This is a genomic window from Vibrio sp. St2 (genome assembly GCF_947311885.1).
GTDB lineage: Bacteria > Pseudomonadota > Gammaproteobacteria > Enterobacterales > Vibrionaceae > Vibrio > Vibrio coralliilyticus.
Genome location: NZ_CAMZNA010000001.1, coordinates 546,236 through 571,194, shown reverse-complemented (window position 1 = coordinate 571,194; position 24,959 = coordinate 546,236). Strand labels below are relative to the sequence as shown.

At 46.3% G+C, this 24,959-nt stretch carries 11 protein-coding genes; 3 read left to right on the top strand and 8 right to left on the bottom strand.

From position 1 onward, the window contains the following. The first annotated feature begins 6 nt into the window (after positions 1-6). Positions 7-702 carry a 7-cyano-7-deazaguanine synthase QueC gene (queC, locus tag QMA41_RS02515; RefSeq protein ID WP_082313876.1) on the top strand — a complete coding sequence of 232 codons (696 nt, stop codon included), beginning with the start codon at positions 7-9 and terminating at the stop codon, positions 700-702. Between the two features lie 65 nt (positions 703-767). Here queC and QMA41_RS02510 read toward each other — a convergent pair whose 3' ends face one another. The 3 genes from QMA41_RS02510 to QMA41_RS02500 form a co-directional block, all read right to left on the bottom strand. Further along, positions 768-1,121: a DUF2750 domain-containing protein gene (locus QMA41_RS02510; RefSeq protein ID WP_019278084.1), complete on the bottom strand. Its 354-nt coding sequence runs from the start codon at positions 1,119-1,121 to the stop codon at positions 768-770. 106 nt (positions 1,122-1,227) lie between these two features. Further along, complete coding sequence (locus QMA41_RS02505) at positions 1,228-1,839, bottom strand: OmpA family protein (RefSeq protein ID WP_281628760.1); 612 nt, start codon at positions 1,837-1,839, stop codon at positions 1,228-1,230. Position 1,840: 1 nt separating this feature from the next. Next, positions 1,841-3,145: a TolC family outer membrane protein gene (locus QMA41_RS02500; protein ID WP_281628759.1), complete on the bottom strand. Its 1,305-nt coding sequence runs from the start codon at positions 3,143-3,145 to the stop codon at positions 1,841-1,843. A 413-nt stretch (positions 3,146-3,558) separates the two neighbouring features. Here QMA41_RS02500 and QMA41_RS02495 point away from each other — a divergent pair, with 413 nt between their 5' ends. Further along, a complete protein-coding gene (locus QMA41_RS02495; protein ID WP_281628758.1) occupies positions 3,559-19,761 on the top strand; it encodes an Ig-like domain-containing protein in 16,203 nt (5,400 codons plus the stop codon). A 42-nt stretch (positions 19,762-19,803) separates the two neighbouring features. On the opposite strand, the gene QMA41_RS02490 is transcribed toward QMA41_RS02495, so the two are convergent. Together QMA41_RS02490 and QMA41_RS02485 are read right to left on the bottom strand one after the other, a co-directional pair. Next, positions 19,804-20,997, bottom strand: coding sequence for a class I SAM-dependent methyltransferase (locus QMA41_RS02490; RefSeq protein WP_281628757.1), 1,194 nt, complete (start codon positions 20,995-20,997; stop codon positions 19,804-19,806). A gap of 97 nt (positions 20,998-21,094) precedes the next feature. Next, complete coding sequence (locus QMA41_RS02485; RefSeq protein WP_281628756.1) at positions 21,095-22,498, bottom strand: methyl-accepting chemotaxis protein; 1,404 nt, start codon at positions 22,496-22,498, stop codon at positions 21,095-21,097. Between the two features lie 93 nt (positions 22,499-22,591). On the opposite strand from QMA41_RS02485, the gene yccX reads away from it, so the two are divergent. Further along, a complete protein-coding gene (yccX, locus tag QMA41_RS02480; protein WP_281628755.1) occupies positions 22,592-22,864 on the top strand; it encodes an acylphosphatase in 273 nt (90 codons plus the stop codon). A gap of 3 nt (positions 22,865-22,867) precedes the next feature. On the opposite strand, the gene QMA41_RS02475 is transcribed toward yccX, so the two are convergent. The 3 genes from QMA41_RS02475 to QMA41_RS02465 form a co-directional block, all read right to left on the bottom strand. Beyond that, positions 22,868-23,197 (bottom strand): TusE/DsrC/DsvC family sulfur relay protein, encoded by a 330-nt coding sequence (locus QMA41_RS02475; protein WP_006962117.1) that lies wholly within the window; start codon positions 23,195-23,197, stop codon positions 22,868-22,870. A gap of 131 nt (positions 23,198-23,328) precedes the next feature. Continuing rightward, positions 23,329-23,991 (bottom strand): Bax inhibitor-1/YccA family protein, encoded by a 663-nt coding sequence (locus QMA41_RS02470; protein ID WP_019274588.1) that lies wholly within the window; start codon positions 23,989-23,991, stop codon positions 23,329-23,331. Between the two features lie 196 nt (positions 23,992-24,187). Continuing rightward, positions 24,188-24,937 carry an amino acid ABC transporter ATP-binding protein gene (locus QMA41_RS02465; protein WP_006962120.1) on the bottom strand — a complete coding sequence of 250 codons (750 nt, stop codon included), beginning with the start codon at positions 24,935-24,937 and terminating at the stop codon, positions 24,188-24,190. Positions 24,938-24,959 lie beyond the last annotated feature (22 nt).

Genomic DNA, 24,959 nt, shown 5'->3' with positions numbered 1-24,959 from the left:
AACGAAATGAAAAAAGCAGTTGTAGTATTTAGTGGTGGTCAAGATTCCACTACATGTCTCGTGCAGGCACTTAAGAATTTTGATGAAGTACATGCGATCACTTTCGATTACGGTCAGCGCCACAAGCTGGAAATTGAGGTGGCTCAAGACCTTGCAAAAGAGCTAGGCGTTAAAGCGCATAAAGTGATGGATGTGGGCTTGCTGAACGAACTCGCCATTAGCTCATTGACTCGTGATGACATTCCGGTCTCACATGAGCTGCAGGAAAATGGTCTACCTAACTCATTCGTCCCTGGCCGTAACATTCTTTTTCTGACTCTAGCGGGTATTTACGCGTATCAAATTGGTGCTCAGGCTGTGATTACTGGCGTGTGTGAGACGGACTTCTCAGGCTATCCTGATTGCCGCAATGATTTCGTTAAAGCGATGAACAGTGCCTTGGTTCAAGGTATGGATCGCAATCTAGACATTGTTACGCCGCTGATGTGGCTAAATAAGGCGGAAACTTGGGCTCTGGCTGACCAATACGATGCACTACAGTTGGTAAGAGAAAAAACACTGACGTGTTACAACGGCGTTATCGGTGATGGTTGTGGAGATTGCCCAGCGTGTGATTTAAGAAAAGCGGGTTTGAATGATTACATCGACAATCGAGAAGCTGTTATGGCCTCGTTAGTCAGCAAGCAAAGTAGTGAAGCGTAAAGTTTCTCTATGATCGCTAATACAAAAACGCCCTCAAATGAGGGCGTTTTTCTAATCAGGAGTTATTAATCCAGATACATTTTCGCAAGCTCAGATGGCTCAAGCTCTTTGCCTTCTAGCTGTGCATTCCAGTTTGTTCCAACTAGAACGCCATCTTCCGCTAGTGTTAGTAGCCAGTCTTCAACGAAGATATCTAGTGGAATTTCCAAAACCTCAAAATCTGACCACTCTTCCACGTTATGTGCTTGAGCGTCTTCCTTAGAAGACCAGAATGGCATGACTTCGCTGTTTTCAAATTCCGTAGAGTCGCAAGACAGCCAACCTTCTTCATTGCGAAGGCCCCAAACCAAGCTATTTGCTTTGGTTTCAGATACGAATAGCTCTAGGTTAGCTTGAATATCAGCAGTTAATTTGCTCATAGGATTTATCTCATAAGTAGAATCGCGGTTAGGGTAACACTCTTACTATGAAAGCTAAATAAAAATGGGCACATTGAGTGCCCATTCGATATGTATGAGTGACACTTTAACGGGATTTCTTGGTGAAAATCGTCCATTCCTTTTTAAAGTTGCCTTTGTGTCCTACCACAGTTGCGACCACTTTACGGTTTTTAGCGTGAGTGATTTCATCGTCACCCAAATCATCTAGATTAGTATCTCCGAAACCGACGATCTTAATCCTTGTATGACTTACGCCGTTATTAATCAAGGCTGACTCGACTTCCTGTGCGCGCTCTTTGGAAAGCTCCATATTGTGGGTACGGTTGCCAACTTTACTCGCATACCCTTGTAGTTCGATAGACGTTGATGGGTATACCTCTAAGAAATCGGCCATTTCTCGGATTTGAGTTAGGAATACAGGTTGAATATCACTTGAGTCATTTTCGAACAAAATGTGAAGATCCATTTCTTCTTCTGACTTAACGTATGTACCACACCCATCGTTATCAATGTTGGCACCGAGTGGAGTATCTGGGCACAAATCTCGTGCGTTGATAACGCCATCTTTATCATCGTCATATAGATCTGACAGTTGATTGGCTACGGGAGGTTCACGATAGCTGTAGATATCTTCAGCATATGTAGCTGCTGAAAATGCCAGAGCGATGACTGTTGTATAAATAGTCGACTTGTTCATATTAGTACTCAACCGCTTGGTTCCAATCTTTCGGAGTATCAACACGAAGTGCTGCCAGCAATCCGCCCGTTGCATTCATCACACGATACTTCGCGTATTGCTCATCGTATTTAGCATCTAAATAATCCTTACGTGCCTCAAACAACTCGTTTTCGGTGTTAAGGAGATCAAGAAGGGTACGTTTACCGAGTTTGTACTGTTTCTCGTAAGCGATAACTGTATCGGATGCCGAGTCTACGTGGTCAGCAAGAAACTCTTTTTGTTGTAAAGTAAGGTCTAGAGCGCTCCATGACAGACGCAAGCCTTCTTCAAGACTGCGGAATGTACGGTCGCGGAAGTCTTTAGCTTTGTTCAGTTGATACGCTGCACTTTCGGTACGGTCAGAATCTGAACCACCGTTATACAAGTTGTAACGCATACGCAGCATTGCCGAAGACTCATTGCTACTGCCGCGTATACCTCCAGCATCATCACGCCAAATTTGGTTGGCTTCAATGGACAGCGTTGGGTAGTTTACCCCCTTTGTCTGTTCATATTGGAATCGAGCGGAGTCTACGTCTGCTTGTGCAACTTTAATCACTGGATGGTTTTTAATTGCAAGGTCAAGCGCTTCATCTACAGAAAAGGGAATCGCATTTTCATCAGCTCTCGGGAAAATGAGCCCTTGTGGAGCTTGGCCGACAATTCTTTTGAACTGAGTGTGGACATCATAAAGATTGTTCTGCGCTGCAAGTAGATTGCCGTGAGCTTTAGCCAGACGTGCTTCAACTTGCGATAAGTCGGCTGTTGAACCTATTCCTGACTCTACACGTTTTTTGATATCGCTATAAATTTCCTTATGGACTGCTAAGTTGCTTTCTGAAAGCGCCAACACTTCATAAGCCTTGGTTGCGTCTAGGTAAATATTTGTTACTTCAAGAGCGATGTCTTGTGAATCTGCGAGTAATTGGAATCGCACAGATTCCGCGTCAGCCGCGGTTCTATCCATGTCATTCAGAGTTGCTGAACCATCCCATATGAGCTGTGTCAGGCTTAATGTTGCTTCTTTCCTGGTAAGTTCATTTTCTGTTCCGGACGCTAAGTCGACTTGTTCGTAACCGACACCAGCATCGAGATCAATTGAAGGTAAGTATGCACCCGACGAAGCTTCCGCATCGTAAAGTTTGCTCATGTACTCATTGTAAGAGGCTTTAACATTTGGGTTGCTGGCTATTGTAAGAGCGACAGCTTGTTCTAGAGTTTGGCTTTGTACTGGGAATGCGAGCACAGTAGCGATGCTCAAAAGTTTAATCCGGTTCCGTTTCACTATGGGGACTCCTCGGGTACATCTTAGCGAGGGATATTACTCAATTGTTTGGTCTCATTTGTGAGAATTATCCATCTGTGACGTCAATAAAATAACACTATCTGAGAATGATGACTAACATCATTTTAGATATTGCTAACTCGGTTCGTTAACAGATTGTATTTCACAGATTATGACCAGTAAGACTGAAGCTCTGAATTACATCACAAATAAGTGTACGTAAAATATGATCTTAATCCAAATTATTCGCTCTTTATTATGCGTGTGGTTTAGTAGATGTTGTTAACACTACGGACAAAAATGGTTTTGTTTAAAAAGTGGTAGATGCTAATTTATGCAGAATATGAATATGTCTTGTTTTTTGCGTGTCACAACTTTGACATACAACCAGTAGTAAGGGATAGAGGTTCATCATGAGTGTTAGTGCTAACGTGATAATGGGCAATTTAGCTAGTGGTCAGGCCTTAGTTATAGATCAACTAGGAAACATAAGAGTTCTCTCCAAAGGTGAATTGGCTAAGCCGGGTGAAGTCATTATGTCTATGGAAGAGTTGAACCCTGACTTAGCCAAGATGAAGATTGCTGTAGTAGACCAAGACTCCTTATTACAGGACGTGACAGGCGAGATAGATGACATCATCGCTGCATTGGAAGAGGGCCAAGACCCAACCCAGCTTGGTGAGGACTTTGCAACTGCTGCTGGTGGGCAAACAGGCTCCAGTCTTACCACAATTGGAACCATCGTCAGGACTGGTGACGAAACCATTGCTAATACCGATTTTAATACTCAAGGTTTTGAAAGTCTGGGTATCTCTCGAACTCAGAGCTTAACGCTTTTAGACCAATATCAATCCATTCAGCAAGCTCCAACTTTTACTACTTCAAATAGCAGCCCTCTTGCCGATGACGTATCTGTAACGACGAATGAAGATACGTCGATAAGTGGGCAGGTGAGCGCGATAGATCCAAACCCAGATGACTCCCTTACTTTTTCTATCTCTTCATCCCCTGAAAACGGGATAGTTACAATCAACCCTGTTACTGGGTTGTGGCAGTACACCCCCAATGAAAATTACGACGGCTCCGATTCGTTTGAGGTAACGGTGGATGACGGAAATGGAGGAACGGATACTGTTGTCGTTAATGTTGATGTCACCCCGATTCCGGCTATATCTGTTTCAGGAGATGCTCAGGTAGATGAGGGTAGCGATGCGACCTACACCGTAACCTTTGATAAAGCATCAAATCAAACCACAACTTTAAAATTAACTTTGTCTTTGGGCTCTGCGGAAGGTGAAGACTTGTCAGGGATGAGTGTTGAAGTATTGGGTTCCTCTAGCGACTCAGGCTCATCGCAACGGATTGTTCTTGTCGTAGGAGCTGATGGAACGGTTGAAGTGCCAGCGGGTGTTACGTCACTCCGTGTGACGGTCAACACTACTCAGGACACTACATTTGAAGGTTCAGAAGAATACCAACTCAATGTCGAGCCTGTATTCGGTTTAGTTGGAGATGGTGCTGGCAGCAGGAGTGCAAGCACTGCAATCTTGGATAACACCGATAATGACTCTGATCTGCCTCAATTAACGGTCAGTAACGAATCTGCGTTTGAAGACAACACTGCCGTTTTTGATATCGCTCTGTCAAACGATGTCGATGGTGATATTACCTATAACTTCTCTTTAAACCTCGATGGTGAAACTGCTGAGGTTGCTGACTTTGCCGAAAACCCTATCAGTGTCACTTATCAGATAGCAGGTGTTACTCAAACTGCTAGCGCAAACCAAGATGGCAGTTATACCATTCCGGGCAACGCGACCAACATACAAGTCTCGGTTGAAACCGCAAATGACGAGATCTTCGAAGGAAGTGAAAGCTTTACGTTGGATGCTAATGCGAGTGCTACTGTGGGTGGTGAAAGCTTTAACCTGAGTGAGTCCGGGTCAGGCACGATCAGTGATGAACAACAGGGAGGAGGCAACGCGGATACTCCATCCTTGTCAGTGAGCTCTGAAGCTGTCGTTGAAGGCAGCACCGCTGTGTTTAATGTTGCGCTGTCGAATGTTGTCGATGGTGATGTGACTTATAACTTTGCACTTAGTATAGAAGGAGAATCTGCAGAGTTAGCGGACTTTGCAACGAATCCCATCAGTGTCAGCTACCAACTGGATGGCGTCACTCAGCCAGCTGAAGCCAATCAGGGCGGTACGTACATCATCCCTGGCAATGCAACCAATATTCAAGTCTCAGTTGAAACATTAGATGACGATATTTTTGAAGGCAGCGAAAACTTCAATCTGGATGTTAGCGCGAACGCTACCGTTGGTGATGATAGTTTTAACTTGAATGAATCAGGAATAGGCACAATTACCGACGAACAAGTAGGTGGTAGTAATGCAGATACACCAACTCTTTCGGTTAGTTCAGAATCTGTTGTAGAAGGGAATACAGCAGTATTTGACGTTGAGTTGTCGAGTGATGTTGATGGTGATGTTACCTATAACTTCTCATTAAATTTCAATGATCAAGCTGCGACTCTTGATGATTTTGCCGTAAATCCGCTCAATGTTAGTTATCAAGTGAATGGGCAGGCGCAGACAGCTGCAGCGAATCAAGATGGAAGCTACAACATTCCCGGTAACGCAACTAATATTCAAGTCTCTGTTGAAACTACGGATGATAGTATTTTTGAGGACAACGAAAGCTTTACGTTGAATGTTAGTGCAAACGCTGCAACAGGCGGTGAGAGCTTTAATCTCAATGAATCCGGAGCAGGTACGATCAGCGATGAATCCGATCGCCCTGACTTAACTGTCACAGGCGCAGGTAGCGTCTCCGAAGGTGAGGTGGCGACGTTCAGCATTAATCTCTCCAACCCTGTTGACCATGCCGTTACCCTCGATTTGCGTGCGAAAACCAACGGCAATGCTAATACCGCCGAAGCGGACGATATTGGCGAGATGCGTGCGTACTATCTCGATGGCGACGACAAAGTCTATCTGGACTTTGATGGTCGTGAGGTTTCTGTGCCAGCCGGTGTTCAGGACATCTTTGTTGAAGTCGATACTGTGGATGACAACGCTGCGCCGGTGCATGAAGGCAGTGAACGCTTCCAACTTGTGGTACGCGATGTGGATGGCGTGACCACAGACAGCAATGGCAAAGCGAAAGCGGCGGCGTTTATTGATGACAGCGGCAATGGTGCGGGGGATAACCCGGACGATGACCGCCCAGAAATCACCAGCATCTCCAGCCCAACCGTCGATGAAGGCGGTACGGCGGTCTTTGATGTGACGCTCAGTAACCCAAGTGAGTTGGCAACAGCAGTCACTATGACACTGGCGAATGGTACAGCGGAAAGTGACGACTACACCACCAACCAAATTACCGTCAATTTTGCCGATGGCACCAGCACGGTGGTGAATGCAGTCAATGGTGAGTTCAGTTTTGATGTCCCAGCAGGCAACAGTTCTTATACCGTGTCGGTTGAGACGACTGATGATAACAACGCCCCTGTATATGAAGGTGATGAAACCTTTACTTTAAGCGGAGCGAGCAGCAGTCAAACAGGTGCGGTGAGCGGTGAAGCGACCATTCAAGATGGTGGCGAGGGCAATGATAACGATCGCCCTGACTTAACTGTCACAGGCGCAGGTAGCGTCTCCGAAGGTGAGGTGGCGACGTTCAGCATTAATCTCTCCAACCCTGTTGACCATGTGGTTACCCTCGATTTGCGTGCGAAAACCAACGGCAATGCTAATACCGCCGAAGCGGACGATATTGGCGAGATGCGTGCGTACTATCTCGATGGCGACGACAAAGTCTATCTGGACTTTGATGGTCGTGAGGTTTCTGTGCCAGTCGGTGTTCAGGACATCTTTGTTGAAGTCGATACTGTGGATGACAACGCTGCGCCGGTGCACGAAGGCAGTGAACGCTTCCAACTTGTGGTACGCGATGTGGATGGCGTGACCACAGACAGCAATGGCAAAGCGAAAGCGGCGGCGTTTATTGATGACAGCGGCAATGGTGCGGGGGATAACCCGGACGATGACCGCCCAGAAATCACCAGCATCTCCAGCCCAACCGTCGATGAAGGCGGTACGGCGGTCTTTGATGTGACGCTCAGTAACCCAAGTGAGTTGGCAACAGCAGTCACTATGACACTGGCGAATGGTACAGCGGAAAGTGACGACTACACCACCAACCAAATTACCGTCAATTTTGCCGATGGCACCAGCACGGTGGTGAATGCAGTCAATGGTGAGTTCAGTTTTGATGTCCCAGCAGGCAACAGTTCTTATACCGTGTCGGTTGAGACGACTGATGATAACAACGCCCCTGTATATGAAGGTGATGAAACCTTTACTTTAAGTGGTGCGAGCAGCAGTCAAACAGGTACGGTGAGTGGTGAAGCGACCATCCAAGATGGTGGTGAAGGCAGCGATAACGATCGCCCTGACTTAACCGTCACAGGCGCAGGTACTGTCTCCGAAGGTGAAGTGGCAACCTTCAGTATCAACCTCTCCAACCCTGTTGACCATGCGGTTACCCTTGACCTGCGTGCGAAAACCAACGGCAATGCCAATACCGCGGAAGCGGACGATATCGGTGAGATGCGTGCGTACTATCTTGATGGTGAAGACAAAGTTTATTTGGACTTTGAGGGGCGTGAGATTTCAGTGCCAGTGGGCGTGCAGGACATCTTTGTTGAAGTGGATACCGTGGATGACAACGCTGCACCTGTACACGAAGGCAGCGAACGCTTCCAACTTGTGGTACGCGATGTCGATGGCGTGACCACAGACAGCAATGGCAAAGCGAAAGCGGCGGCGTTTATTGATGACAGCGGCAATGGTGCGGGGGATAACCCGGACGACGATCGCCCAGAAATCACCAGCATCTCCAGCCCAACTGTCGACGAAGGCGGTACGGCGGTCTTTGATGTCACGCTCAGTAACCCAAGTGAATTGGCCACGCCTGTCACCATGACGCTGGCGAATGGTACAGCGGAAAGTGACGACTACACCAGCAATCAAATTACCGTCAACTTTGCCGACGGCACCAGCACGGTGGTTAACGCGGTCAATGGTGAGTTCAGTTTTGATGTCCCCGCTGGCAACAGTTCTTATACCGTGTCGGTTGAGACGACCGATGATAACAATGCCCCTGTATATGAAGGGGATGAAACCTTTACTTTAAGCGGAGCGAGCAGCAGTCAAACAGGTACCGTCAGCGGTGAAGCGACCATTCAAGACGGCGGCCAAGGTGACGAGGATGACCGCCCGGAGATCACCAGCATCTCCAATCCAACTGTTGATGAAGGCGGTACGGCCGTCTTTGATGTCACGCTGAGCAACCCAAGTGAGTTAGACACTCCTGTCACCATGACGCTGGCCAATGGCACAGCGGAAAGTGACGACTACACCAGCAACCAAATCACCGTCAACTTTGCTGATGGCACTAGCACGGTTGTAGACGCGGTTAATGGTGAATTCAGTTTTGATGTTCCAGCGGGCAACAGTTCTTATAAGGTGTCGGTTGAAACCACCGATGACAACGGTGCGCCTGTATATGAAGGCGATGAAACCTTTACTTTAAGTGGTGCAAGCAGTAGTCAAACAGGTACGGTGAGCGGTGAAGCGACTATTCAAGATGGTGGTGAGGGTAATGACGATGACCGCCCCGAAATTACCAGTATCTCCAGCCCAACCGTCGATGAAGGCGGTACCGCTATCTTTGATGTCACGCTGAGCAACCCAAGTGAATTGGCAACAGCAGTCACTATGACACTGGCGAATGGTACAGCGGAAAGTGACGACTACACTAGCAATCAAATTACGGTCAACTTTGCCGACGGCACCAGCACGGTGGTTAACGCGGTCAATGGTGAATTCAGTTTTGATGTTCCAGCAGGTAACAGTTCTTACACTGTGTCGGTTGAGACCACGGATGACAACAACGCGCCTGTGTATGAAGGCGATGAAACCTTTACTTTAAGCGGAGCGAGCAGCAGTCAAACAGGTACAGTCAGCGGTGAAGCGACCATTCATGATGGCGGCCAAGGTGACGAGGATGACCGCCCAGAGATCACCAGCATCTCCAATCCAACCGTCGATGAAGGCGGTACGGCTGTCTTTGATGTGACGCTGAGCAACCCAAGTGAGCTGGTGACCCCTGTCACCATGACGCTGGCCAATGGTACAGCGGAAAGTGACGACTACACCAGCAATCAAATTACCGTCAATTTTGCTGATGGCACTAGCACGGTGGTTAACGCGGTCAATGGTGAATTCAGTTTTGATGTTCCAGCGGGCAACAGTTCTTACACTGTGTCGGTTGAGACCACGGATGACAATAACGCGCCTGTGTATGAAGGCGATGAAACCTTTACTTTAAGCGGAGCTAGCAGCAGTCAAACAGGTACAGTGAGTGGTGAAGCGACCATTCAAGATGGTGGTCAAGGCGGTGACGATGACCGCCCAGAAATCACCAGCATCTCCAGCCCAACCGTCGACGAAGGCGGCATGGCAGTTTTTGATGTGACGCTGAGCAACCCAAGTGAGCTAGCCACACCTGTTACCATGACGCTGGCGAATGGTACAGCGGAAAGTGACGACTACACCACCAACCAAATCACCGTCAATTTTGCCGATGGCACCAGCGCGGTGGTAAACGCGGTCAACGGTGAATTCAGTTTTGATGTCCCAGCGGGCAACAGCTCATATACTGTGTCGGTTGAAACCACCGATGATAACAACGCTCCTGTGTATGAAGGTGATGAAACCTTCACCTTAAGCGGTGCTAGCAGCAGTCAAACAGGTACAGTGAGCGGTGAAGCGACCATTCAAGATGGTGGCGAGGGCAATGACGATGACCGCCCAGAAATTACCAATATCTCCAGCCCAACCGTCGATGAAGGCGGTACTGCCGTCTTTGGTGTGACGCTAAGCAACCCAAGTGAGTTGGCAACGCCAGTCACCATGACGCTGGCCAGTGGTACAGCGGAAAGTGAAGACTACACCACCAACCAGATTACCGTCAACTTTGCCGATGGTACCAGCACGGTGGTTAATGCGGTCAATGGTGAGTTCAGTTTTGATGTCCCAGCGGGCAACAGTTCTTACATTGTGTCGGTTGAGACGACCGATGATAACAACGCGCCCGTGTATGAAGGCGATGAAACCTTCACCTTAAGCGGAGCGAGCAGTAGTCAAACGGGCACAGTGAGTGGTGAAGCGACCATTCAAGATGGCGGTGAAGATGGTGATGATGACCGCCCGGAAATTACCAATATCTCCAGCCCAACCGTCGATGAGGGCGGCACGGCCGTCTTTGATGTCACGCTGAGCAACTCAAGTGAATTAGCCACTCCTGTCACTATGACGCTGGCCAATGGTACAGCGGAAAGTGACGACTACACCAGCAATCAAATCACTGTCAACTTTGCTGATGGCACCAGCGCGGTGGTAGAGGCGGTTAATGGTGAGTTCAGTTTTGATATTCCAGCGGGCAACAGCTCTTACACTGTGTCGGTTGAGACGACTGATGATAACAATGCCCCTGTGTATGAAGGTGATGAAACGTTCACCTTAAGCGGTGCGAGCAGCAGTCAAACGGGCACAGTGAGTGGTGAAGCGACAATTCAAGATGGTGGTCAAGGCGGTGACGATGACCGCCCTCAAGTTTCTATCTCAGGAGGTGGGGACGTTAATGAAGGTAATACCGCTAACTTCACGGTTCATTTGTCAAACACTGCGACATCGACTGTTTCTTTCGTTCTCACGTTAAATGCGGGAGATACTTCACCAGAAGATCTGGCTTCGTACCAATATCAAGCTGAGGATGGTGCTTGGTTGGATGTACCAGCGTCGGGAGAAATTTCTGTTCCTGCGGGTTCGAGCGCCGTAAACGTCAAAGTTGTCACTCAACAAGATGATACCTATGAAGGGGATGAAAGCTTTAGCCTGTCCGTCAGTGCGGGGAGCGGAACAGTTAGCGGGTCAACAGACACCACCGCAAGCGCTACGATTTTAGATTTCGAAGATAATCCACCTGAAGCAGAAAATTTTGATGCAACACTCGACGCAAATGGAAATGCAACCATCTTGTTTAATAGCGAGGATGCCGAACAAGATCATATTTCTGATAACGAAGATGATGCAACAAACACACCTGTTGGCGTTGTTATCACAGAGCTTCCTGAGTCGGGTCAACTGTATTACGGCGATCAGTTGATCGACGCTGATGATCTTACGAGCTTTAATTCAGAAGGCGAAGTGCTGCAGCAAGGAACAATATTCAGTGACCCAAACCTGATTCGTTATGAAAATGATGCTGAATCGACAGGCTTCGTTCTGGGAGTAAAAGAAGCGCCCGATGGTATGGGTGGCGGCGCTAGCCAATCTAATTTCTTAAATTGGGGTGAATCTGTTCAAGGTAATGCTGGTCAGAGGGTTCTGACTTTTGACAACGGCGATTCAATCACAATTACTTCTTCAGGTCAGGCATTAACACAATACTTTGGTCAGCCAAATGCGGGGCATATTGGATATGGACTTGCAGTAGGAAATGATGGCGGTCTTCAGCAAGGTGAGACAATTACGATTGATTTTACCCATCGCCCGTCAACGTCTGTAGAAGTAGGGTTAGATGGACTCGGTGGCTGGTTTGAGGATGGCCACGAGTTTGAAACAACAGCGATAGTGCAAGCAAAACTTGATGATGGCTCAATCATCGAAGTACCAGTCTCAAAAGAGACCTCAGGCAATACAGATTTGTTCCATGTTGTGACTATCGATGCTCCAGAAGGTCGACAAATTGAAGAGCTGATAGTTACCACCGAAGGCCCGGGTAACTGGGAGCTGCGTTATCTAGAAACATCATCAAATGACACCTTCGATTACCGAGCAGTAGATAGTGATGGAAATTACAGCGACGAGCACACGGTGACTTTAGTCGAAGGAAACGAAGCGCCGATTGCAACAGATGACCCTGTTGCGTTTGAGGTCGCACTTGGTACCTTTAACTCTAATTCTTGGACACATGATGGCGTGAGTATTAGCGGTAGCTATCAAGGTCAAGATCAGTCTATTACTCAAAGTGGTGTCAAACGTGGAGTTGCGGGTGACGAGAATGGAGGACCAGGTGCTCAAATTCAATACAGCCGAGAAGATGGTGAATCTGAGCAGTTCAGAGTAGATCTAGATAAGCCTGCGACAGAGTTTAGCTTTGAAGTATCAAATCTATTCAAAAATGAAGGTGGAAGTGGCAACCATGAGCAAGGTAAATGGGTGGCCTATCTCGGTGATAACCCAGTCGCGAATGGTACTTTCGTCGCCAATGATGGTAGCAACCACGGTTCTTATCATTTTGACGAGCAAGACCTCGGCGGCGTCGCATTTGATAGCGTTGTTTTTGAAGCGACAGATTTTAGCAACATTCCTGCCCGTGGCAGTGACTCTTCAGACTATTTCCTAACAGGTTTTAAAGCGTCTGGTGATGGAGCGTACGCAGCCAATCAAGGAGAAGTTCTTGAAATTCCTTTGACTGAACTATTGGGTAACGATTTTGATCCGAATGGCGACAATATTCGAATTACCCATGTCTCTGAAGTCAATAACGCCAGCGCTAGGATTGAGAATGGCATAGTTTATATAGATCTAGACGATGCATTCGTTGGTAGTACTACGTTTGACTACGTTATTACTGATGATAAAGGGGGCTTTGCCGAGGCGACGGTTTCAATTGTAGTGAATCCATTGCCTCAAGAAGTCGCCGTAGAATCTATCTCAATGCTTGAGAATTCAGTGGATGAAGGAGATAGCCTTGTCTACAAAGTGACACTGGAAGAAGGTGTACTGCAAGAAACACAATACAGTGTCACTTTTGGTAAGCCAGATAGCGATAGCGCAGGCAATTCGGATGTGGACTTGTCTCAAGTGATATTCACCAACGGGGTGACTTATGACTCCACGACACAGCAAGTGGTTGTTCCTGTCGGTGTTAGCACTTTCTCTGTTCTCATCCCGACTGTAATAGATGGTGTTTATGAAAGTACCGAAGATTACACACTGATTTTAGGTGAACAGCAAGCCACGGGCACAATTGAGAATGTAGATATACCATTGGTGTCTGTTTCTGAAAATGTGAGTGTCAGTGAGGGCGCAGCAGCAGAATTCGCCGTTTCATTGAGCAAAAACACGGCTGAAGCGGTGACTATCAACCTAGCTTTGGCTCATTTAGAGACAGACGCGTCTGATATTTCAAGCATGGTAGTGGAGTATCACGATGGCAACAGCTGGCAAACGCTGGCGATTGCTCTAAATGGTGATGTCGTGTTGCCAGCAGGAGTGACTCAGGCCCGTGTTACCGTTCAGACAACCGATGACGACTCTCAGCCTGTTTACGAGGGAGCTGAGCGCTTCGAGCTAGCCGTTAGTGGTGTTGCCGGTGCTCAGGGTTCTGACTCTAGCGTGGCGACCATTGTCGATGATGGAAGCGTTGACCCTGACGGCGAGGGCCCTGAAATCGCCGATGATGATCGTCCGGTTGTTACCTCTGTCAGTGATCAGAATGTTGAAGAAGGCGGTGTTGTCAGCTTCGATGTTGCGTTGTCTGCAGAGAGCACTTCGGATACCCAAGTGATTTTAGAGCTCAATGAAATTAATGCCACGTCACCAGAAGACTTTAATGGTAGTGTTGTGACGGTGAAATATGGGGACCCTGAGCAATCAGAGCAAGTCACCCTACAAAATGGTGCTTTTGAGTTTGATTTACCAGCCGGTGAAAGTGATTTTACGGTTTCTGTACAAACGAACGATGATCAGGTGTCCGATAACAACGAGACGTTCACGTTAGAAGCTAAGACAGAGTATCAATCGAATCAGGTTAGCGGTACAGCCACGATCCAAGATAATGAAAAACCAACCATCGATTTAGATGGCAGTGAATATCAGATTGAATTTGTCAGCGAAAGTGCGGGTTATCACAATGTATTCGGCTACTACATTTATGATGAATCGTCAGATACACAGCAGCTTCAAATCTTGATGTCGGACTCGTACGACTCTCGTCAAAATGGGTTTGATCCTGTCCTTGCGAATCTAGATAGCATGGACAACGTCGAGTACTTCCTCATTCCAAATGGTGCCAATGCAATTGAAAATGCACCATCAGGCTCAACGTTTGAAGTGGATTCAAGTGGCAAGTTGCTTATTAATGGAGCAGAGCAATCCAATATTAATGTGTTCCTGAGCCATAACGAAAACTCTCACCTGAGAATATCTGAAAATAGCGATGGCAATACGGTTTTAAGCTTTGACGACCAGAAAAATCACGTCAATGATGACAATGACTACAACGACTTAGTCATCAAAATTTCGAAACAAGACACCAATGTTGATTTTGCTACTTCTTTCACTGAAGGTGATGATGCAATCTCGATTGCGAATGCAAGTTTCGACATTTTTGACGACAAAGACGCTATTCAATCAATGCAAGTCACGTTGACGAACAAGTATGCAGGCGATCAACTTACTTGGTCTTCTACACCCGGGTTCACAGTAAGCCAGACTGTGACATCTAACAGTGTTACGTTGTTGATTACAGCCGATACAGTTGGTGGCGTATCTTCTTCAGAGTTTGAAACTTTCCTCAAAGGGATTCGATTCGAAAATACCAGTGAAAACCCTGATGAAACGGATCGTGAGATCGACATCCATGTGACGGATGCTTCGGGTCAACAATCAGAAACGGCAACGACAACGGTAAGCGTTGTTGAAGTGGCTGACCTGACCGTACAACAGGATGCTAGCGGTGATGAAGATAGCCAAATTGCGCTGAATATCTCTGTCCCTGCGAACAGCTCCGTGACTGAAATTGTATTGACCGATTTACCAGACGGTTCGATTCTTAAGTCTGGCGAAAATATCATTGCGATCAGCAATGGAGAAGCAACGCTGACTCCACAACAGCTAGCGCAGTTGACCATAACTCCGCCAAGCAACAGTGACGAGAATTTTACGGTTAATGTTGAAGGTTACACTTCTTCGAACAAGCTTATAGAGCAACATAGCATCGATGTTCAGGTTGATGCTGTTACTGACGTACCTTTGATTACTATTGCAGAGCCAGAAGTCGTTTCGTTCCATGATTTCGATTCTATCGACATGGGTAACCGCTCATGGCGCGGTAATGTGGGTGCGAGTGAGCTTACACAATCTGATGGTGCTGAAGGCACCTGGGGAACGGATAACCGTAATAGTTACAATGAAGTTGGTAAAGAAACCGTCTATCGAGGTGGAGTCTCAGACCGAGAAAACCAGATATATGAACTGGAAGGTCGCCATGGCGATGACCAACTATTTACTCAGTTTACTGCGCAAGCAGACCAGTTCTACACCCTTTCATTTGATGTCGTCGCGCGCAGGCTAAATGATTCTCCATTGACGGTATTCCTTGAAGATGAAAATGGTGATCGTAAAGTTCTGTTTGAGTACACCGATCAGCAAAGCCTCAATTGGCAAACCGAAAGTATTAATTTCCAAGCATCATCGGATGGCGAGTACAAAGTTGTATTTGAATCAGAAACGTCATCAAACAGCTACGGTGCGCTGCTCGATGACATAACGTTAGAGAAAGCAGACAACATTGGTTACGAAGACAGCTTCATCCCGCTTAGCGATATTGTTGTTGGCTTAAGTGATACTGACGGCTCAGAAACCTTGTCTTTAGTACTTAATGGATTACCAGAGGGGTCTGTTATTCGAGATGGCAATGGTCACTCGATCACTGTTGTAGCAACGCCAGATGGGAAGAATAGCGTAGATTTGTCTGCATGGAGCAATGACCTGACGGGACTTGAAGTGAATGTTCCTGAGGAGGGCAGCTACCCGCTCGAATTTGTTGTAACCGCACAAGATAATGCACCTGCGACAGCTGAGTCAGTCAGTAAGGTAATTAATCTAACGGTATTGCCTGTGCTTGATGCTGAGAGCAAGGAAGTGACACTTGATGAAGACGAAAACTACATCTTAGGCGTCTCTGACTTCGGTATTACCGATCTAGATGCACAAATATCAATTTCTGAATTACCGAGTTCAGGTGTTTTAGAGGTGCAAACTTCGCCGGGAGTATGGGCACCAGTTTCAGAAGGTGATTTGATCTCCGTGAGTAATGTGTCTCAGGGCAACCTCCGCTTTACTCCTGAAAATAATGAGTCAGGATACAGCCAGCATACTGGCGCTGGAGAAGGTAACCTGAATCAGGATTATGCTCACATTGACTTTGTGGTTGAAAAAGGTGATGCCAAGTCTGAAGCAATGACGCTCACTCTTGATGTTACCCCCGTGGCAGATACTCCAGTTCTTAGTATCACCACTCCAGATACTGTGCTTCCAGAACAACACTTTAATGTGGCGACCTGGACGGGAGTGGTTGTAGGAAATGACAATGGTCAGGGTGTAAATGGCAGCACGTTGATTTCAGCTATTGATGCTCTCGATCCTCAGCTTGCCTCTTCAAGTACAACAACTAATGCGCAAGACACCGGCCGTTGGGCAACAGCAGCAGACAATGCCGTGCTTGTGACTGGTTTGGTGTACCTTGAGGCTGGAACGAGTTATGACTTTGTAGGGCGTGGTGATGACAGCTTAGCGATCACTATTGGTGGCGTTATGTCCGATCAAGCCTACTGGGGGAACTCAAGTGGGCAAATTCAGGGCAGTGCTTTTACGCCTCAGGTGTCGGGTTATTACCCACTTGCGATTTACCACCACAACCAAAGTGGTCCAGGCAACTTTAATGTTGATGTTTCTATAAATGGCGCAACAGCAGTTGATCTTACCAGTTCTGCTCTATCCGTAGTGACCGACGAAACACAGCTGGAGCAATCTGATGTCAGGGCTTCAGAGCTTAAGTCGGTAAATGGTGTGGAAGTATATGAAGTCTACGGTTACAACGAAGGGCTTCAAAATACTGAAATCCCACTTTCTCAGATTACGAGTGCTCTTAACGATAACGATGGCTCTGAAACGCTGCAGGTCACATTGAGTGGTTTACCACAAGGTGCGACATTGAGTGATGGTGGATCACATAATGTGGTTGTAGGCACTTCCGGTGAGGTGGATGTAACGACTTGGGATCTATCTTCGTTATCCGTTTTACCACCAGCAGGTTCTCACGACGATTTTACAATTACAGTTGTGGCCACAGCTTCAGAGGTGAACTCAACCAGCGAGGCAGATTCTCAAGCAACGATAGATGTTGTCGTTCATGAAAACAAACCTACAGTGACGCAGTCTGACGTTAATGTCGTCGATGAAGACCACAGTGCGATTGGTAATGTGCTGACGGATATAGAAGGTAGAGACAGCGACGAAGATAACCTCCTTTCTGTTGAACACTTCTCTATCAACAATGTCTCTTACCCAGCTGGCGGTAGCGTGACTTTGTCTGAAGGCACGTTTGTCATGCAGGCCAATGGTGCTTATGAATTTACACCAAACGCAAACTGGTCTGGTCAGCTTCCCGTTATCACTTATACGACGAATACGGGTGCCTCAGATACGCTATCCATTCAAGTCGTGCCAGTAGCCGATGTACCTCAGGTCTCTATGACTATAGGTGAAATGGAAGTGGTGAACGTGGCGACGGAGCAAACCGATGACGGCCGCTATGAGACATCTCAAGATAAAACAATCCCAGTCAGTGTTTCTGTTGAACTTACTGATATTGATAGTAGTGAGTCTTTAGGCTCGCAAATTTTGGTCACAGGTATTCCTGCCGGAGTCGAAGTGTATGTGAACGATAGCTTATTCGTCTCACAACCTAATGGTTCTTATCTAATCACACTAGATGGTGATGGCGACGCGTCCTTCGATATCAAAGTACCTCACGATTACAGTGGTAGCTTAGAGTTCCCGATTCAGGTTCAAGGATCTTCGGTCGAAAGCTCCAACCAAGATACAGCGCATAGTACAGCGGAAGAGATACTTTCTTTCCGTAGCTATGTGCTTGAATCAGGCTCACATGGTGATGACACTATTGTTGGCAACGGGGATCATGAGCTCATTGTCGGTGATGTACAGGGTATCCAGATTATTGCGGGTCAGGACTATAACATCGCATTTGTTCTCGATACTTCAGGTAGTATGGGTGGAAGAGTTGGTACGGCGAAAACAGAAATTATTGAGGTTTTCGATAAGTTACTTAGTACTGCTAACTCAGGTGATAATGCCGGGACAGTCAATATCCTTTTGACTGAGTTTGCTACTAACTCAGGTGTAACGATATCGGTGGACCTAAGCTCCCCAACCGCTCGTGCTGATTTTGTGTCCCAGATCAGTAATATCGAAAACAATGGTAGTGGTCTTACAAACTACGAAACCAGCTTCGATGCGGCTGTTGAATGGTTTGACGACAATACTAACGATCAAGCTGAAAACATTACTTACTTCATTACCGATGGTTATCCTAACACCAACAATCACCTTAATGTGACTTCTGACGATTTTGATCAGCTTGTGCTGGATTATGATACATCAACGAAGGATGTTTTGACCTTAGAGGACATTCTGCCTGACAATTATTCTGTGGGAACTGCAGTCTCTTATAAAGGCGAAGAAATTGTCTCCAGTTCAGGAGCTGTTAAATCTCCGCTGACAGGCGCAACGCTTGGTAACTTAAGCTACTCAGGTGGATTGAGATACACCGATGGTAGCAATGCATCGGTGCAGGCTCGTCATATGTATCAGGTGTTGGCGTTAATCTCAGCGGTGGAAGCGGTAGGTATTGGCAGTGGAATTAATGAAGCTACCTTATCACAATATGATTCTGATGGTGTCGTTGTCCCTAACATCAACGTAGATAAGCTAGCTGAAACAATCCTTGGGCAGGAAGTGACCTTAGAGCAAGGTGAAGACAATATCGAAGGTGGGCAGGGCAATGATATTCTATTTGGCGATCTCATTGATTTCGATAATATCGACGGCCAAGGTATTGCAGCATTGCAGAAATACGTTGCATCAGAGACCAGCAGTCCATTAGCTGACGTATCAGCAGAAGATGTTCACAGTTATGTTCGTCAGAACCACAGTGATTTTGATGTTTCGCGTGACGGTGATCAGGACGACACTCTTTCTGGTGGAGCAGGAGATGACATTCTGTTCGGTCAAGGGGGCGATGATACTCTGGACGGCGGTGCCGGCAATGACATCCTGTTAGGTGGAGCGGGTGATGATACGCTCATCGGTGGCTTAGGTAGTGATATTTTATCTGGCGGCGATGGAGAAGATGAATTCGTCTGGCATTATGGTGACCTAGATGGTGGTACCGACGTAATTACGGATTTCCATGTATCAGAAGATAAGATCGATATTTCTGACCTGTTGGGACAAGATGAAACCATGGAAGAGTTGCTCTCTGATGTCTCTGCCAATGTTGTTGATAGTAACGGCATTGAACTCACCATTCAGAGAGACAACGGACAAACCACTCAGTCGATTAAGCTGGATAACGTCGTCGATCAACTCAACGGCATTGATACCAGTCATGGCAGTATCACGGGCAACGACTTGACCAATTTACTGAATGAAATTATCAAATCACACGATTAAAAAAGGGCCGTAAGGCCCTTTTCTATTAATGAATTTGTCTGCTTAGATAACTTTACAAGCAAACCCTTTAAGGTAAAAACCTTCCGGGTAAGCGGTATCAGTAGGATGATCTGCAGCTTGTTCAAATCGCTCGACGAACTTGACTTGTCTACCCGCATCGACAGCAGCATCCGCGATGATTTTCTGGAATAGAACTTGGTCCATAAGGCCTGAGCATGAATACGTCAGCAGCGTTCCACCAGGCTTTAGAATCTGCATTGCCAGCATGTTGATGTCTTTGTAGCCGCGACATGCACCATTGAGCTGAGCTTTGCTTTCTGCAAACTTTGGCGGATCCATGATGACAACATCAAACTTGGTGCCCTGATCGCGATATTCACGTAGCAACTTAAACACGTCAGCATTGAGGAACACAGCGCGTTTGTTAGAGATATCGAACTCGTTAAGCTCAGCATTGAGCTTTGCAGTATCCAGTGCTGGCTGAGAGACATCAGCATTAATGACACGTTTTGCATCACCTTTAAGCGCATACAAGCCGAACCCACCGGTGTAGGAGAAGCAGTTAAGTACCTCTTTGCCTTTAACGTATTTCATGGCTTGTTGGCGGCTGTCACGTTGATCTAAGTAGAAACCTGTTTTATGTCCGCCAACGATGTCGACGCTGATTTTTACTCCATTCTCTTCAATGACAACAGACTTTGGTGGCTCATCACCGTGTAAAACACCTGTGCGTTCTTCTAAGCCTTCCTTCTTACGTACCGCTACGTCTGAGCGTTCATAAATGTTGCACTGCGGGAATACTTTTAGGAGAGCGTTTATCAGTGACTGCTTCTGGAACTCTGCGCCTGCACTTAGGAGCTGGCAGACAAGGTAGTCTTGATATTTATCGATGGTAATACCAGGTAGACCATCTGATTCTGCTGCGATCAATCGATAACCTGTGAGACCGTCACGCTCAATCACATCTTGACGAAGCAGTAGTGCGTTTTGGATACGTTTAACAAAGAAATCTTCATTTATCTCAGTTTTCTCAAAGCTCCAAACACGGGCACGAATTTGAGAGTGGGGAGAGTAAGCGCCTTTTGCCAACCATTTGCCGTCATGAGTAAAAATGTCCACTGTTTCACCTAATGAAGGCTCTCCCTCCATTTTGCGAATACCGCGAGAGAAAATCCAAGGGTGTCGACGTCTTAAGGATTTATCACGGCCTTTTTCAAGATAAATAGCTGGAGTCATGTGTTTACTCAATTGATTGGTTTTGAAAGGTTGGGTATTTTCAGGGAAGTGGGAGTGAAAAGCAAATAAAAGAGCCGCCAACTGGCGGCTCTGTACATTACGCTTTAAGGCCTGTGAGTAGGTTTTCCATGGAATCACTTTGCCCTCTAAGTTGCTCGATATTTCCATTAGTTGCGTTGATCATTTCGCAGACTTGGTTGGATTGATTACGAATCTCTTCCACACTCGCTGCGATGCTATCTGCAACAACCCCTTGTTCCTCAGCCGCAGTGGCTATTTGCACACTTGCATCAGATATGGATTGGTTTTTGTCTGCTAAGGAAGCAATTTCAGTATCCACCTCTGACATCAGTGTTTGGCCTTCGCCAGAGTTGACCACTGTTGTTTCCATCAGTTTAGTCAGCGACTGACTGTTGCGCTGCAAGGCTTCAATCATTGACTGAATTTCAACAGTTGACTGCTGAGTCCTTGCCGCTAATGCTCGAACCTCATCTGCCACCACGGCAAAACCTCGGCCTTGTTCACCGGCACGTGCAGCTTCGATAGCTGCGTTAAGAGCAAGCAAGTTAGTTTGCTCAGAGATCCCGTTAATCGCGGTGACTACCTCATCAATTTGAGCAGCATTGGCATCAAGCTCTGCAACGGCTTGAGAAGCAGATTGGACTTCGTTAGATAACTGTGAAATGGAGGTTAGAGTATGGCCGACTTTCTGTTGTCCTTGCTGGGCGACAGAGCGTGCGTTTTCAGTTTGGGTGCTGGAGTCGTGCGCAAGGTTCGCCACTTCGCGAATCGTTGATGCCATCTCTTCCGTTGCACTCGCTAGTGAGTTCAAGTGTTCTTGCTGAGTTCCGGAAATTTCAGCGCTGTGTTGGTTAGACTGATTCAGATCAGAACTGATTTGTTGCATGAGTGCGACTGATTCCTGAATCGACAAGACTAATGACTGCTCTCGCTCCGCGACTTTATCTATGGTGATGGCAATTTCGCTAAACTCATCACGGACTTTGAAGAAGTTCATACGACTGGTTAGGTCACCATCTGCGAGGGTGTTCAGAGCTTTATTCATGGTGAACATTGCGCCACCGATAAAGGTCATAATGTAATACACACCAGAGGCGATAAGAGACAATGTCACTAGAATGATGACAATGTGCGTTGAGGAAAGGGCGGACCATAAGTTTTGACTTGGGTCTGCGACTAGACTGAACGCGCCGTTATTGACACCTATAGCCCCTTCGCCAGCACCAATCGAAATGGTTTCTGAATTTGCGAGTAGAGACGCGACCTGACTTTGAGTGAGATTAGCTGATTCAATTAGACCTTTCATCAAAACTAGTTCATCTTGATAGAGGTGGTTAAGCATTTGATCAGCAGCACTATCGAGAACGAAAGTTAGGACTAAAAGTGCGATGATAGGGAGGAAAAACAGGAGGTAAAACTTTTCCTGTATCTTTAGATGAATGAGATATTTATCAATCCAGCGAAATGGTATTTCTTTCATAATTGCTATTTCCGATGAAAAACCCGTAGTTCCATATGGGTCGTAAAACATACCAATCGAATATATCACGGACCTTGTATTGAGGGATTAGTTATGAATCAAAAGTGCGAGAAGTTCACAGTGTCTGGCATTGTTCAAGGCGTTGGCTTTCGTTATCACACCTCCCACTATGGCATTAAACTGGGCTTAACAGGCTATGCGAAGAACTTGAACAATGGAGATGTTGAAGTGGTGGTGTGTGGTAATGAAGAACAAATAGCCGACATGGCAAAGTGGTTGGAAGATGGCCCTAAGACGTCACATGTTGATTCAGTAGTCTCAGAGCCAATGTCTTATAAACCGTTTAGCGGATTCAAAATTCTTTGATATTTACAAGCATTTCGCGGGTTTTGGTAAACCTGCGAGCTTGGTTGCCTGTTTCGCAGGGCCTTGCTTAAACAGCTTAAAAAGGTATTTACTATTGCCTTTCTCAGGGCCATGCGCTTTTTCCATGGCTTTCACTAGCATTCTCACAGCTGGGGATGTGTTGAACTCTTCATAAAACTCTCGAACAAAGTGGACAACTTCCAAATGAGCTTCAGTCAGTTCGATACCTTCTTGTTCTGCAAGGATTTGAATCATGCCTTCTTCCCACTGAGTATGATCGAGTAGGTAACCCTGTGCATCAGTTTCGATTGATTTGCCGTTGTATTCAAACATTGTTGTAGGTCTCAAAAACTCAGATATGGAATAGGGTAGCGCAGCTTAGGTTGGGACAACAATATGTAGGAAAAGAAAAAGCCCGGAAGTTTCACCTTCCGGGCTTAATTTAATCAATTTGTGTCTACGAATTAATCGTCATTCATGATGCCTAGAATGCTAAGTAGGCTGATGAAGATGTTGTAGATAGATACGTACAGAGTAACCGTTGCAGAGATGTAGTTAGTCTCACCACCACGGATGATACCCTGAGTTGTCATCAGAATTGCCATCGTAGAGAACACAATGAACAAGCTGCTTAGAGCCAAGTGTAGGATTGTTGACTGAATGAAGAAGCTTGCAATCATACCTACCACTAGTACAACGAATAGCGAAAGCATCAAACCGCCCATCATAGACAGATCACGCTTCGTTGTCAGAGCATATGCAGAAGCGGCCATGAATGAAAGCGCTGTACCGCCAAGAGCCGTTAGAACCACATCACCCATACCTGCGCCAATATAAGCATTCAGAAGAGGGCCAATGGTGTAACCAAGGAAACCGGTAAACACAAATGTAAACACGATACCCATGCTGTTGTTACGGTTCTTTTCAGTCAAGTAAAGTAGGCCATAGAAGCCAACAAGCATAATGATGATACCTGGGCGAGGTAGATTCATCGCCATAGATACACCAGCAACAACCGCTGACCATAAGAGCGTCATAGAAAGTAGAGCGTAGGTGTTACGCAATACCTTATTGGTTTGTAGAGCACTTTCTTGATTCGAAGTGCGGGTAAACATAGGACTGTTCATAATCTTCCTCGTAAAGGTTTTATGTTTATAACTACATTTATGAGGGCGAACAATGAAAAAATCAAGCCCTATCAATGCATGCAGTAGAGTAAATGATAATAGAAATACAAAGTTATGTATTTTGAAAGATGTAACACAATATAACAAATAAAAAGAGGCGATCTAAATCGCCTCTTTAAAAATTTGCTCTTTTTTCTTAGTGACTTAAGATTTGAGCAAGGAAGTTTTGTGTTCTATCTGACTGAGGATTTTCGAAGAAATCGACAGGATTGTTCTCTTCAATTATCTCGCCAGCATCCATAAAGATAACTCGGTCAGCCACTTCTTTCGCAAAACCCATCTCGTGAGTTACACAGAGCATGGTCATCCCTTCTTCAGCGAGTTCTACCATAACATCCAATACTTCACGTACCATTTCTGGGTCAAGTGCAGACGTTGGTTCGTCAAACAGCATTACTTGTGGGCTCATGCATAATGAACGAGCGATAGCCACACGTTGTTGCTGACCACCAGACAGCTGACCTGGGTATTTCTCTGCTTGATCTGGGATCTTAACCCGCTCTAGGTACTTCATTGCAATCGCTTTGGCTTCTTCCTTAGGCATCTTCTTCACCCAAATTAGCGCCAATGTGCAGTTTTCCAGAACGGTCAGGTGAGGGAAGAGGTTAAAGTGTTGGAAACACATGCCTACTTCTCGGCGTACTGCCTCTATATTCTTCAAATCTTCAGTAAGCTCATTGCCTGATACAATGATTTGACCTTTTTGGTGCTCTTCCAAGCGGTTGATGCAGCGAATCATAGTCGACTTACCTGAGCCCGACGGGCCACAAATAACGATTTTTTCGCCTTTTTTAACATCAAGATTGATGTTTTTTAGTACGTGAAACTCTCCGTACCACTTGTTCATATCCTTAATCTGGATCATGTAATCTTGTTGTTGCGTCATAATACGTCCTTGAGCTTTCTGA